The following is a 14,989-nucleotide window of genomic DNA, read 5'->3' as shown; positions in this document are numbered from 1 at the left end:
AAAGATCCGACGAATATCCACCAAAAACCAATACTAAAACACGATAGACTATAACTCTAAGTTATAATACTTAAACAAACTACGAATAAATAACTCTGACAAAGTATCGGATTTACCCATTAAAGTAATGACATATAAATCTCGTTCAAAATTCAAATCTTTAATATCGACTATTGCCAATTCGCCATTTTTAAGTTCACTTCCTATAGAATAGACTGACATAAAAGCCAAACATTCTGAATGCATTAAATAGGATTTAATACTTTCGGTACTTCCTAATTCCATTTCAATTTGCAAATCTGAAAGCTGTATATTATGTTGCCGCAAAGCATACTCTATAACTTCAAGTGTTCCCGAACCGCGTTCACGGGTGAGTAAGCGAAGTGATTTTAAATCTTCAATTGAGATCTCGGGTTGTCTTGTTAAAGAATGTCCAGAATGACACACTAAAACCAATTCGTCCTTCAAAAAAGGAACATATTTTATCGCTTGATTTTTAGATTGCCCTTCAACTATACCAATCTCAATTTCTTTATTTAATAATGCTGTTTCAATTTGCTCCGTATTTCCATTCATCAATTGAATACTGATATCCGTTTCCTTTTCATGAAATTGGGCCAAAACAGGAGGAATCACATATTGTGAAATTGTAGTACTAGCACCCAACTTAAGCAATCCTTTGCGTTTACTTACAAAAGAACTCATATCAAATTCAATTGTACGATACAATTCAAAAATTGCTTTAGTATGTTGCAATAATATGGTACCCGCAGGAGTTAACGAAATTTTAGAACCATTGCGTTCAAAAAGCTTGGTTTTATAGGTTTCCTCTAATTCTTGAATATGTTTTGAAACAGCGGGCTGACTGATATACAATTCTACAGCGGCTTTAGTAAAACTGAGTCGCGAAGCCACGGTATAAAAAACTTTAAGCCTAAAATCCATCTGTTGTACAATTAAATTCCTTTACCTATAATTTTCCATGATACTTTCGTACCACCCACTCTGCAACTAAAAAGACAAGAATAGCTACCAACAACCAAACCCAATCAATCAAAGGGGATTGTGTTTTCTTTTCTTTCTCTATTGCTTGATAGGAGTCATCATTTACTAAATTCTGTATCAAAACGTTCACATCTTTAGGCAAATAAACTGCCCCTTGAGTTTGTGAGGCCAATTGCGAAAGTTTACGATAATCTGGCACCACAAACTGTTTTTCAATATCAAAATCTAAAATTTCAAAACGCCCAGTAAAACGAGTATTTGTTTCCTGTTCTTTGACCACAAAAGAATAACTTCCGGCATTCAAACCATCCAAATTTACCTGATAGCTGTTTTCTGCTTTTAGCAAATCATATTGCTTTGTTTGATTGCTCTTTGTATTGGTTACAACAATACTAAGTTGCGCATTATCATCAAATTCGTAATTTTTATTGAAAAATTGGGCATTAATTGTAATTGGTTCACCTGCGTTATAGAAATTTTCAAATTCCACCTCCAAAGCTTTTGTATTCCTTTTTGACGCTAAAAACTGAATCGTTTTATCAATGAAAATATCATATTTTTCAAATGATTTTTGATCCTGATAAGATTGCAAACGCCATTTCCAACTATTTTCTCCCAATAAAAAGGCAAGACGACGATTCCCATCTTCCACGAAAGCCATCAAAGGAAATCCCGTGGCAATGGATCTTGTTTTTGATTCTAACAATACTTTTACATTCTCATTTGTAACCATTTTACCAAACGGATGAGACAAAGGAGGGAATTTATCAAACCCAATATCTTCTTGCGCAAATTGGTTAAAATTCGCATTAAATGATGGTAAATAATCTTCTTTTTGATTGGTCATCTGAAACTGGATATAGGACTGCTGATGATTAACAAACGTAAAATCTGTTGACAATCCCGTTACAAAAAAACTATTGATCCCCATCTGTTTTGCCGTCTCAAAAGCCATTTGATAGGTTCGATTGGGTTGATAAAAAATCACCACTTGACATTCTTTGATTCGACTAGTTTCTTGAGGATTTAACACCACTACTTTTCGTTGCGCATTTGATTCTACAGCTCGTTTCAATGCGCCTAAATCAGGATGATTAATCGAAGAGACAATTCCTATTGTGGTCTTTTGATCTAATACTTCAACCGCAAAATTAGCCACATTGTTTACTTTATTTTTTTCTTTTAAGGCAGTATGAATTATAGCTTTATACAAATGCAACCCTACTTTTTCGGCAGGCAATAAAACAGTAAATTGTAAACTCTTTTGGTTTGGAGTAAAACGAATGTTTTGTTGAACCAATTTTTTATTCCCTTCGTATATAGTAAAATCAGAAGCAATTGAAGAATTTCCTGAATATTGAACGAAAACTTCAACTGGGAATCTGTTTTTTAAAAAAGCATATTTATTAGCATTAACGCGACTTATTTTCAAATCAAAAACCGATGTTGTATCTCCTAGAACAACAGGAAAGACTTTATTATTTACATCAAAAACATTTACGTAATCATCGCCCGAGGTTTGATTACCATCTGATAATATTATAGTAGGAAAAAAAGTATTTCGATATAAATTTTTCAGTTCTTTGGCTACAACATTCAGTTGAGATTTTTTTCCATTAAAGCGTATCGAATCCGACTGAGTCAAATTCTCATCAAAAAGGAAAGGTTGAATATCATATTTTTTTTGCAAGGCTGCGTTTGAAAGAATCTTTTTATAAAGCAACAACGCTTGCTGTTTTGCTCCTAAAAAAGGTATTGAACTCGAATTGTCCAAAACTATCGGCAAAGGAGGTTTCTCTATCGTAAATTCTTTTTTGCTAATAATTGGATTGATAAGTAAAACCATCACGCCCAACAGACTTATAAAACGCAAAAAAGCCAAAAACCAATCAATTTTTGAATGGCTTTTGGCTTTGTATAAATATTGAAAATACGACAAAACACCAGCTAAAATTACAGAAAAAACCAACAATAATAGGGTGTATGTTGTCATATCTTACAAAGAATCACATGGCTAAATGTATCAATATATTGTTCAATTTTCAGATTAACACAGCGCGTATAATCCAAAAAGAAAAGTTTTAGGTAAGCATTCCTCCACAAACATTCAATACTTGTCCAGTAACATACGCACTCATATCTGAGGCAAAAAACAAACAAGCATTGGCAACATCTTCAGGACTTCCTCCACGTTTCAATGGAATACCTTCTCTCCAGCCTTTTACAACATCCTCGCTCAATTTCGCAGTCATTTCGGTTTCGATAAATCCTGGCGCAATGGCATTGCAACGAATATTTCTAGAACCTAATTCTAAGGCAACCGATTTTGTAAAACCAATTGCACCCGCTTTAGAAGCTGCGTAATTGGTTTGACCTGCATTACCAGAAACCCCCACAACAGAACTAATATTAATAATAGAACCAGAACGTTGCTTCAAGAATGTTTTCTGAATGGCTTTGGTCATGTTGAATACCGATTTTAAGTTTACATCAATTACTTGATCAAAATCAGCTTCAGACATACGCATCAACAAGTTATCTTTAGTAATTCCAGCATTATTTATCAAAATATCAACAGTACCAAAATCAGCTAAAACAGCATCCACAAATGTTTGAGCCTCATTAAAATCAGCTGCATTTGATTGATATCCTTTTGCTTGAACACCCATTGCGTTCAATTCATTCTCAAGCGCTTTTGCGGATTCTACCGAAGAGCTATAAGTAAAAGCTACATTTGCACCATTTTTAGCAAATACTTCTGCAATTCCCTTACCTATTCCTCTACTGGCACCAGTGATAATAGCTACTTTTCCTTCTAATAATTTCATTTTAAATAAATATTTGATTTTTAAACTCACTAAATCAATGTCTTTTTAGAACGAATATCCTTCCGTCTTTGTTGCATTGACTTGAAATTTATACCTTATAATTGTTATTATCTACTTCAAATTAAAAGCGATAATCAATAATAAGCTTGTATAACAATTGGCCAAATATAAGATAATTCTTTTTTAAAAAAAATTTGCACTACTTTTTCACTTTGCACAAACCTTCGTCAACGGCTTACTTACTCAATACGATTAATTATTCTCCTTTCTTCGTTTTCTTTCTGCTTTAATCATCGCCAATTCACGATTAGTTTGTCCAGCCACAGATGTATTTTCTTCAGCACGTCTAATTAAATAGGGCATCACATCTTTTACAGGTCCAAACGGCAAGTACTTTGCCACATTATATCCGTGTTCAGCCAAGTTGTAACTAATGTTATCACTCATACCGTATAATTGTCCAAACCAAATTCGATTATCGTTACTAGGCACTCCTTTTTTCTCCATTAACTCCATCAATTTATAAGTACTCAATTCGTTATGCGTACCTGCAAAAATCGACATGGTTTCTAAATGCTCCATCATATAAGCAACAGCAGCATCATAATTATCATCCGAAGCTTGTTTAGAAGCACAAATAGGTGTAGGATAATTCATTTCTTGAGCACGAAGATTTTCTTTTTCCATATAAGCACCTCGAACGAGTTTCATACCTATATAAAAACCGTCTTTTTTGGCTTCTTCATGAATCCGCTTTAAATAATCCAAACGATCCCAACGATACATTTGTAAGGTGTTGAAAATTATAGCTTTTTCTTTGTTGTATTTACGCATCATGTCCGTAACCAAATCATCAGCTACATCTTGCATCCAACTTTCTTCAGCATCGATTAATAAAGCAACATCTTTAATATAAGCTTCTTTACAAACAGCATCAAATCGTGCTACTACTTTATTCCATTCGATGGTTTCATCAGCAGTAAGTGCTTTTTTTCCTCCTAATTTCTCATACAATGCCAATCTTCCAAAACCTGTAGGTTTGAAAACTGCAAAAGGAATAGCTAAACGTTCTTTAGCAAATTCGATGGTTTTTAAAGTCATATTTAATGCCGCATCAAATTGTGCCTCCTCCTCCTTGCCTTCTACAGAATAATCCAATACAGAAGAAACGCCTTTGGTATACATTTTATCAACTACTTTCAAACAATCATTTTCGTTGACACCGCCACAGAAATGATCAAAAACCGTAGCTCTAATAAGACTTTCTACTGGTAAATTTGCTTTAATTGCAAAATTTGTAACGGCCGTACCTATACGCACTAAAGGCTCGCTTGCAATTAATTTAAACAAAAAATAAGCCCTATCAAGTTCAGTATCACTTTTAAGAGCAAAAGCAACTTGTGTATTATTGAAAATATTTTTCATGTATTTAATATAATTTAGGACAAATATAGTAGGACTTAATGAAATATAATTACTAAAAAATCCCTTATTTTGCGTCACAATTTAAAACCTGAGTCATGCACACCATTATTGCCAATAATTATCCCGTTCATTTTAACGAAGACGCTTACAATAATCTAAACTCTTTCTTAAAAAACAATAAATATTCTAATATTTTCATAATTGTAGATAGCAATACTACAGATAGTTGTTTACCTCAATTTTTACCTTATTTAGAAACAGAATTAACAATTGAAATAATTGAATTTGAAGCAGGCGAAGCCCATAAAAATCTGGAAACGTGTATTGAAATATGGAATGTTTTGACTGATTTAGGTGCCGATAGAAAATCTCTAATCATCAATTTAGGCGGTGGTGTCGTAACCGATTTGGGTGGTTTTGTTGCGTCTACTTTCAAAAGAGGTGTGGATTTTATCAACATCCCTACCACACTTTTATCTATGGTAGATGCTTCTGTAGGTGGAAAAACAGGCGTGGATCTTGGCAATCTTAAAAATCAAATTGGGGTAATCAATGTTCCTAAAATGGTTTTGATTGACACACAATATTTAACAACATTATCACAAAATGAACTACGATCAGGCTTAGCCGAAATGCTAAAACATGGCTTGATTTTCGATAAAGACTATTGGAACAAATTCTTGGATTGGTCAAATATTGACAGTGCCGACTTAGACCAATTAATCCATCGCTCAGTCGAAATCAAAAACGAAATTGTCCTTCAAGATCCAACAGAAAAAAATATTCGTAAAGCACTTAATTTTGGACACACCTTAGGCCACGCCATCGAAAGCTATTTCCTAGATAACGATGCAAAGCAAACCTTATTACACGGTGAAGCTATTGCCATTGGAATGATCTTAGAAAGCTACATCAGCTGGCAAAAAAACCTAATTACAATCGAAGAATATCAGCAAATAAAAAACACGCTTAAAAATATTTATGATTTTGTGGATTTTGACACAAATGACATCGAACCTATTATGGAATTACTGATTCATGACAAAAAAAATGAGTTTGGTACCATACAATTTGCCCTCATTGATGGTATTGGCAAAATAAAAATCAACCAACAAGTAGATAATCAATTGATATTGGACGCTTTTAAAGATTACAAATCCTAATCTTTTTTTACCCATAATCATTGCATCTCTAATTTATTTATTTTTAAATTTGCACCGATGAAAAAAACTCAAAATACTCACACCAAAAACAAGACTAAAAACAAAATGGAACGGTTTTTAATAAAATCATTCCATCGTTTTTATACTATGATTGGTAGTTTGAATTTTGACCCATTTCAATACATAAAAAGCGAAAACGAAAAATTGCAAATTAGGTATGCTAATATTAGAGTTTGAAAGAAAAATTAATCGAGTAAAACCACTTTATTAATTTCAACAAATTCTAACATTAATGAATACAAAATATTTCGACTTAATAAATCAAACGTATTACTTCCCACAAGAAGAATTCAAGTTAAACAAAGACAACCTACAATTTCACAATATCGACTTGATGAAATTGGTAGAGCAATATGGTACACCACTAAAGTTCACGTATTTACCACAAATTTCTAACAACATCAACAAAGCCAAAAGTTGGTTTAGAAAATCTATGGAAAAAAATAAGTACGAAGCCAAGTATTACTATTGCTATTGTACAAAAAGTTCTCATTTTGAATACGTAATGAATGAGGCTTTCAAAAACAATATTCATATTGAAACCTCTTCTGCTTTTGACATCAACATTGTTGAAAATTTATTAGAGAACGGAAAAATCAACAAAAGCACTTATGTAATTTGTAATGGTTTTAAAAGAGACCAATACGTAGAAAACATTGCTAGATTGATTAACAATGGTCATAAAAACACCATTCCAATTATCGACAATTACGAAGAATTAGATTTATTACAATCTCAGATTAAAAGTAAATTTAAAATCGGAATTCGAATTGCTGCAGAAGAAGAACCCAAATTTGAATTTTACACCTCTCGATTAGGAATTGGATACAAAAACATTGTACCGTTCTATAAAAAAGAAATCAAAGAAAATAAAAAGCTGGAACTTAAAATGTTGCACTTTTTCATCAATACAGGTATCAATGACAATGCCTATTATTGGAATGAATTAGTAAAATGTATTAAAGTTTATGTAGCTCTTAAAAAAGAGTGTCCAACCTTAGATGGATTAAACATTGGAGGTGGTTTCCCTATCAAAAATTCTCTTGCTTTTGAATACGATTATCAATACATGATTGATGAAATTATCAATCAGATTAAAATTGCCTGCGATGAAGCAGAAGTAGATGTTCCGAATATTTTTACTGAATTTGGATCATTTACCGTTGGAGAAAGCGGTGGCGCGATTTATCAAGTATTGTATCAAAAACAACAAAATGATAGAGAAAAATGGAATATGATTGACTCTTCATTCATAACAACATTACCAGATACTTGGGCCATCAACAAACGCTTTATAATGCTTGCTATAAACCGTTGGAACGACACTTACGAAAGAGTTCTTCTAGGCGGTATGACTTGTGATAGTGATGACTATTACAATTCTGAGCAAAATATGAATGCGATATATTTGCCCAAATACAACAAAGAAAAACCTTTATATATCGGTTTTTTCAATACCGGAGCATATCAAGAAACGATTGGAGGATATGGTGGACTTCATCACTGCCTTATTCCACAACCCAAGCACATCCTAATAGATCGTGACGAAAACGGTATCCTCGCTACCGAAGTATTTTCGGAACAACAAACATCCGAAGATGTTTTAAAAATCTTAGGATACGGAAGAAAATAAACAAAATTTTAATAATTGTCTAACAAAAAAAATAATAAATATTTAAATCTATTTATTATTTTTGACACCTAACTATTTGATAATGAGCAAAGGACCAATAAGTCAGTTCATCGAAAAGCATTATTTGCATTTCAATTCAGCAGCTCTTGTAGACGCTGCCAAAGCCTATGAACAGCAACTCGCTAATGGAGCCAAAATGCTAGTAAGCATGGCAGGAGCCATGAGTACCGCCGAGATAGGGAAAATTTTTGCCGAAATTATACGTCAAGATAAAGTTCAAATCATTTCTTGTACAGGGGCCAACCTTGAAGAAGACATTATGAACTTAGTGGCGCATTCGCATTACGAAAGAGTACCACATTATCGTGATTTGACTCCACAAGACGAGTGGGATTTGTTAGAGCGTGGTTTAAACCGTGTAACTGACACTTGCATTCCTGAGCACGAAGCTTTCCGTAGATTGCAAAAACACATTTATAAAATTTGGAAAGAAGCTGACGATAAAGGCGAACGTTATTTTCCACATGAATTCATGTACAAAATGCTACTTTCAGGCGTATTAGAAGAATATTACGAAATCGACCTAAAAGACAGTTGGATGTATGCTGCTGCTGAAAAAAACTTACCTATTATTGTTCCAGGATGGGAAGACAGCACCATGGGGAATATTTTTGCTTCCTATGTCATCAAAGGTGATCTAAAAGCATCAACCATGAAATCAGGAATAGAATACATGACGTTTCTTGCCGATTGGTATTCTAAAAATTCCGAAAATGGAATAGGATTTTTCCAAATTGGTGGTGGTATTGCAGGTGACTTCCCTATTTGTGTAGTACCAATGCTTTACCAAGATATGGAAATGCACGATGTTCCTTTCTGGAGTTATTTCTGCCAAATATCAGATTCTACTACTAGTTATGGTTCTTATTCCGGAGCGGTTCCAAATGAAAAAATCACATGGGGTAAATTAGACATCAATACCCCGAAATTTATTATAGAATCAGATGCTACCATAGTAGCCCCATTAATTTTTGCTTATTTGTTAGACCTATAGAATATTTATGAAAAGAGTAATTGTTGATTACGCCAAGTTGACTAACGAAATTTTAAATTTATTAGTTGAAAAATTTCCAGATGGTTATGATGATTCCGACATCATTCGTTTTAAAAATGCAAAAAACGAATCCATTGAAGCTGTAGAAGTTCGAACTGAAGACACCATTTATCTTGTAAAAGTTAGTACAAAATTAGCAGATAGAATCGAGAATTTTGATGACGAAGATATTGATGATGTAGTAGCTCCTATTAGCGGAATTGAACTTGATGATGAAGATGCGGTTTCTGATGACGATGAAGAGGAAAAAGAAGATAAACCAGAATTCGACCCTGAAGACGATGATGAAGATGCCGACAGCAACGACATCGAAGACGATGAAGACGATGAGGAATAATTCCTATATCGAAAATACATAGTAAAAAGGAACTCTAACTTGAGTTCCTTTTTTTTATATTTGAAATCTAATTTAATTATACGCCAAAATGAATACACAAAACTTACACGCCAAACTAAAAGAAAATTTTGGGTTTGAAAAATTCAGACCAAATCAAGAAGCCATTATTCATGGCGTACTTACTGGTCATGATACACTTGCTATTATGCCAACAGGAGGCGGAAAATCTATCTGTTTTCAACTTCCTGCATTACTACTTCCGGGAGTTACCATAGTCATTTCGCCTTTAATCGCTTTAATGAAAGATCAGGTAGATAGTCTTAAAACAAATGGTATTTCTGCTTGCTATATCAACAGTAGTCAATCGCAAGAAGAGCAACAATTTTTAATTTCAAGTTTAAAACACAACACATATAAACTTGTTTATTTAGCTCCAGAGAGCTTATCTTACCTAGAAAACGCTTTCAACGAAATCAATATTAGCCTAATAGCAATAGACGAAGCACATTGTATTTCGTCTTGGGGACATGATTTCCGACCTGCCTATACCAATTTAGGGTATCTGAAAAATAGATTCCCCACCACACCAATACTCGCTTTAACTGCAACTGCCGATAAAGCAACCCGTACCGACATTATCAATCAGCTTAACTTAAACAATCCAAACATCTTTGTTGCTTCCTTTGACAGAAAAAATTTAAGTTTAGAAGTACGTCCTGCAAATGATCGTATTAGTCAAATCTTAGATTTCATAGAAGACAAACCAAATGAAGCCGGAATTATTTATTGTTTAAGTCGGAAAACCACAGAAGAAGTAGCCAACAAACTGCAAAAAAATGGTATTGAAGCCCTTGCCTATCATGCTGGTTTAGATACTCAAACGCGTTCTAATGTTCAAGATCGTTTTATTAATGATGAATGCCAAGTAGTTTGTGCCACGATTGCTTTTGGAATGGGGATAGACAAATCCAATGTTCGATGGGTTATTCATTACAACTTACCTAAAAACATAGAAGGCTATTACCAAGAAATTGGTCGCGCGGGTCGTGATGGACTACCTTCAGAAACCTTACTATTTGAAAGCTATGGCGATATGATTCAACTTCAAAAATTTGCCTCAGAAGGAGCAAATTCCGAAATACAATTAGCCAAGCTTGAACGCATGAAACAATATGCTGATGCTTTGAGTTGTAGAAGAAAAATTTTACTTTCCTATTTTGGAGAAATTGTAACCGAAAACTGCAACAATTGTGATATTTGTAAAAACCCACCTGCTTTTTTTGACGGTACAATTCTAGCACAAAAAGCACTTTCTGCTATTACAAGATTACGCGAAGCTGAAGCATTACCTGTAATAGTTGATTTCCTCAGAGGATCAAAAAATGCTGCTATTTTTGAGAAAGGCTATCAAAATTTAAAGACTTACGGTGTAGGAACAGAGGTGTCTTGGCATGATTGGAATCAATACATTATTCAACTCATTAACTTGGGGTATTGCGAAATTGCTTTTCATCAAAAAAACAAAATTAAGTTAACATCTCTAGCAAAAAAAGTTTTATTTGAAGGAGAAAAAGTACAACTTACTACAGTACAGAAAAAAGATAAAATAAAAACAGCAACTAAAACTGTAGCCTCAAAAACAGTTACAAATAATTCTCTTTTTGAAATATTAAGAAAACTCCGATCCGAACTAGCTAAAGAAGAAGAAGTTCCAGCTTATGTAATTTTCAATGATGCAACATTAAAACAAATCGAACAACATCGCCCTATGAGCGATGCTGAATTTCTAGCCATAGACGGAGTAGGAAATTCAAAACTTGAAAAATATGGAGATCAATTTATAAAAACCATTATTGCGTTTCAAAAAAACAAAAACGTCAAACCCAAATCTGAAACCAAAACATACAAAGAAACGTTTGCTTTGTATACTAATGGCTACACTATAGAAGAAATTGCTTCCAAAAGAAACTTAGGGGTAAGTACCATTGCTTCACATCTTGTAAAATTATTTCATGATGGAGAGAAAATTGATTTTAGCAATTACATCAACAAAGAGGAAGTTGAAAAAATAGCTACTGCTAAATTAAAACTTGAAAATCCAAATGCACTAAAACCCTACTTCGAATTCTTAGAAGAAAAAATCTCCTATGATAAAATCCGAATAGGATTAGCAATTATCGAAAAACAATAAGTCAAGCAACAATTTAATGCTATAAGAAAAAAAAAACAGACTGTCCCCTATAAGTAAACAGTCTGTTTTTTGTTTTTATAAATAACGCTCTTGAAACACTTTTTGATGATGTTTTTGATGTCCAATGATAATAAATCCTAAAGCACGAACAGAAACATCATTACCAGAAGCAATTCCCATTCGTTTCATTTGCTCATCAGAAAAACTTTTAAACAACAATAAGGTAGCATGGCGTACGGCTGATAACTCTGTTAAAAGTTCTTGTAGTCCTCTCGTATTTCCTGAGGTATTTTCTACATAGGCATTTTCATCAAAGCCAGGTAAAGGTGTAGTATCATTTCTAGAAATTCTCAAGGCACGATAAGCCATAATACGCTCTGTATCGATGATATGCTGAATAATTTCTTTGATGGTCCATTTCCCTTCGGCATACCTAAAATCAAACTTGTCCATAGGTAAATTTTGAACAAACCGAATAAAATCATGTAAAGAAATTTCAAGTTCTTCAATTAATTCAACATCCATTGCCGCATTAATATAAGTAGCACTGAATTTAGAATACTCATTCACGGGTAATTGATTGGCTTTCATAAGATCACTTTTAGGCTGAGTTTCTGCTTGCATTGGTATTTCCAAATAGCGAACGCGTTACGATTTTTTCGTAGACTTTAATCAAATTTTCATCAGGCTGTTCGGCTTTGTTCAATTCATTAATTCTCAGTAAAGCATATTGCTGTATCGTTAATAATGGCAGAACAATTTTTTCCCTCATATCAATAGAGGCCTTACCATCAGGATAGTTTTCCATCAACTCTTTATGGCCGGCAATTTTTAACAACAATCGCTTAGTTTCTAAAAACTCATCATAAATTATTTGCCAAAACTCACCAAATTCAGGGTCATTTTGCATATAGGCCGTTAATGGAAAAAAGGATTTTGCCAACGACATCATACTATTTTCTAATAATGTTTTTACAAATAAAGATTTCTTATACAGTTCAGCTACTTTATCCCATTCATTTCTATCTTCATAATACTTCAAAGCAGTACCTACTCCAAAAAATCCAGGCACATTTTGCTTTAATTGACTCCAAGACCCCACAAATGGGATTGCTCTTAACTCACTAAACTCCAATTGTGCTGAATTACTTCTTTTAGATGGTCGGCTTCCAATATTCGTTTTGGCATAAAACTTTAAAGTACTCATCTGCTCCAAATATGGAATAAACTTAGGATGGTTTTTAAAACTCAAATACTTTTCATAACCCAATTTGGAAAGTGTATCTAAAATTTCACTGTCCTCTTTGGAAAGGATATTTTTAGTATTATTAAACACCGTATTATTTACCCCTGCACTTACTAAATTTTCTAGATTATAACGACAAGAATCCAAAGTTCCAAAATTCGAACTTATGGTTTGCCCCTGAACCGTAATTTGAATTTCTCTGTTTTCAATCTTAGGTCCTAAAGAAGCATAAAACTTATGAGTTTTTCCACCTCCTCTAGCCGGTGGTCCTCCACGACCATCAAAGAAAATAGCTTCAATATCGTACTTTCTTGAAATTTCGGTTAAAGTCTCTTTGGCTTTGTAAATACTCCAATTTGCCATTAAATAACCACCATCTTTTGTACCATCTGAGAAACCTAACATTATTGTTTGTTTATTACCTCTGTTTTTTAAATGTTGAGCATACAAAGGATTTTCGTATAATGTCTGCATCACTTCATGAGCATTTTGCAAATCGTCAACCGACTCGAAAAGTGGAACCACATCAACCGTTGGCTGCTCCCAATTGCACAATTGAAACAAGGCAAAAGTCTCTAAAACATTCAACGCCGTTTCATTATTACTAATTATGTATCGATTGGCACCAAATTCACCATTTTGTTCTTGAATAGTTTTAATGGCTCGAATGGATTCTAAAGTTTGTCGGGTAAGAACATTTTCAAATGCACTAGGGTCCAAATCTCCTTTCGCCTTAGAGACTATTTCAATTTTTTCTTCTTCAGTTAAAGAAAAATAATTGGAAGGAAACATGTTCGACTGATTCTTTAAATAAAAATCTACAACATCTTTAAAAACAGCATTATGAATTTTGCTATTTTGTCGAATATCTAAGGATGCAAAATGAAATCCAAATAAATTTACGCGTATCAAAAGCGCTTCCAAATCATCCAAATAGAGCGATTGATGTTGCGTAATAATGATATTTTTAATCTTATAAATTTGCTCTTTAAACTCATTTAAAGTGATATAAATTTCACCTTTTGAATAAAAAACAGAACGATATAATTTTTGTTCTAATTCAGCAATCAACACGTCAACTCCAGAAAAAGTTAATTTTCGTTTTAGATTTCGAATTTCAAAATAATAACATTTTAAAATAGAAGTACGCAAACGATCGGCTACTTTTAGGGTAATCTCGGTAGTTACAAAAGGATTTCCATCTCGATCACCTCCGGGCCAAAAACCAAGTTTGATAATTGGATTTTGGATAGTGGTGCCATTAAATACATTTTTTTCTAAATAATGTACCATTTCACCTGCAGTATCATAGAATACGTTTTCTAAGTACCAGATCAAACTTATGGCTTCATCAAAAGGATTTGGTTTTTCCTTCTGAATAAAAGGTGTTTTTCCTAATTGCGCTAATAATTTTTTGATTTCAACCAAATCATTCTTTCTTATCGCTTCGGTTAAATCATTAATAATACCCAAAACGGCCCCTGGGTAAAATTGTGTAGGATGTGCTGTTAAAACCGTACGAACATTGAAGTTTTCAAGAAATTCGATCAATTCTTTTTGGGTATTATTAGCATCGGAGCGTTCCTTAATTTCCCTCAACGAGCCTCTCCCCTCCATATTATTAACTGTTGAAAAAGCAGCATCTTCTATTGCATCAAACAACACAATTTGTCTTTCAATATATTGTATGAAGCGAAACATTAATTCTATAGCTCCTTCTTCATTGGGATTATTCAAATATTTTGACACAAAAAGATCGAAAATCTCCTTGGGTGTCTCTTGTTTTTTAAACCCTTTTTCACACATTTCTGAAAATAATGGCAATAAAACTCCAGTATTATCAACAGAATCAAAAGGCAATGTTATAAATACACTATTATAAATGTGATACTTAGAGAGAACATCTTGGTTAAAACGTTCAATTTTGGGTAAGGTGTACATAATTTTGTATTGGTTAATGTTTAGTTAGAATTTATTATAAAAAAAC

General features: G+C 33.3%; 11 protein-coding genes. 5 read left to right on the top strand and 6 right to left on the bottom strand.

Translation table 11 applies throughout. The annotated features are described in order from the left end of the window. Positions 1-48: 48 nt before the first annotated feature. From ACZIX2_RS04500 to ACZIX2_RS04485, 4 genes are all read right to left on the bottom strand, one after another. Entirely contained in the window at positions 49-945 is an 897-nt protein-coding gene (locus tag ACZIX2_RS04500; RefSeq protein ID WP_463338886.1) for a LysR substrate-binding domain-containing protein, read from the bottom strand. Between the two features lie 25 nt (positions 946-970). Continuing rightward, entirely contained in the window at positions 971-2,998 is a 2,028-nt protein-coding gene (locus ACZIX2_RS04495) for a hypothetical protein (protein ID WP_463338885.1), read from the bottom strand. Between the two features lie 88 nt (positions 2,999-3,086). Further along, positions 3,087-3,833: a 3-oxoacyl-[acyl-carrier-protein] reductase gene (fabG, locus tag ACZIX2_RS04490; RefSeq protein ID WP_463338884.1), complete on the bottom strand. Its 747-nt coding sequence runs from the start codon at positions 3,831-3,833 to the stop codon at positions 3,087-3,089. A gap of 252 nt (positions 3,834-4,085) precedes the next feature. Next, complete coding sequence (locus ACZIX2_RS04485; protein WP_463338883.1) at positions 4,086-5,258, bottom strand: proline dehydrogenase family protein; 1,173 nt, start codon at positions 5,256-5,258, stop codon at positions 4,086-4,088. A 95-nt stretch (positions 5,259-5,353) separates the two neighbouring features. Here ACZIX2_RS04485 and aroB point away from each other — a divergent pair, with 95 nt between their 5' ends. The 5 genes from aroB to recQ all read left to right on the top strand — a co-directional run bounded on the left by aroB (position 5,354) and on the right by recQ (position 11,756). Further along, the gene (gene aroB, locus ACZIX2_RS04480; protein ID WP_463338882.1) at positions 5,354-6,421 is read left to right on the top strand and encodes a 3-dehydroquinate synthase; all 1,068 of its coding nucleotides are present in this window, start codon (positions 5,354-5,356) and stop codon (positions 6,419-6,421) included. A 292-nt stretch (positions 6,422-6,713) separates the two neighbouring features. Next, on the top strand, positions 6,714-8,114 hold the full coding sequence (locus tag ACZIX2_RS04475) for a type III PLP-dependent enzyme domain-containing protein (RefSeq protein WP_463338881.1): 1,401 nt from the start codon (positions 6,714-6,716) through the stop codon (positions 8,112-8,114). An 82-nt stretch (positions 8,115-8,196) separates the two neighbouring features. Next, positions 8,197-9,168: a deoxyhypusine synthase family protein gene (locus ACZIX2_RS04470; RefSeq protein WP_463338880.1), complete on the top strand. Its 972-nt coding sequence runs from the start codon at positions 8,197-8,199 to the stop codon at positions 9,166-9,168. 7 nt (positions 9,169-9,175) lie between these two features. Continuing rightward, positions 9,176-9,565, top strand: a complete 390-nt coding sequence (locus ACZIX2_RS04465; RefSeq protein WP_463338879.1) for a DNA primase — start codon at positions 9,176-9,178, stop codon at positions 9,563-9,565. A gap of 88 nt (positions 9,566-9,653) precedes the next feature. Then, complete coding sequence (recQ, locus tag ACZIX2_RS04460; protein WP_463338878.1) at positions 9,654-11,756, top strand: DNA helicase RecQ; 2,103 nt, start codon at positions 9,654-9,656, stop codon at positions 11,754-11,756. A 75-nt stretch (positions 11,757-11,831) separates the two neighbouring features. On the opposite strand, the gene ACZIX2_RS04455 is transcribed toward recQ, so the two are convergent. Beyond that, positions 11,832-12,347 (bottom strand): DinB family protein, encoded by a 516-nt coding sequence (locus ACZIX2_RS04455; protein ID WP_463338877.1) that lies wholly within the window; start codon positions 12,345-12,347, stop codon positions 11,832-11,834. Between the two features lie 10 nt (positions 12,348-12,357). After that, a complete protein-coding gene (locus ACZIX2_RS04450; RefSeq protein ID WP_463338876.1) occupies positions 12,358-14,943 on the bottom strand; it encodes a phosphoenolpyruvate carboxylase in 2,586 nt (861 codons plus the stop codon). Between the last annotated feature and the right edge of the window lie 46 nt (positions 14,944-14,989).

This window comes from Flavobacterium riviphilum (assembly GCF_055231795.1).
The sequence above is the reverse complement of the archived record's forward strand: the minus strand, read 5'-3'. Positions and strand labels throughout refer to the sequence as shown.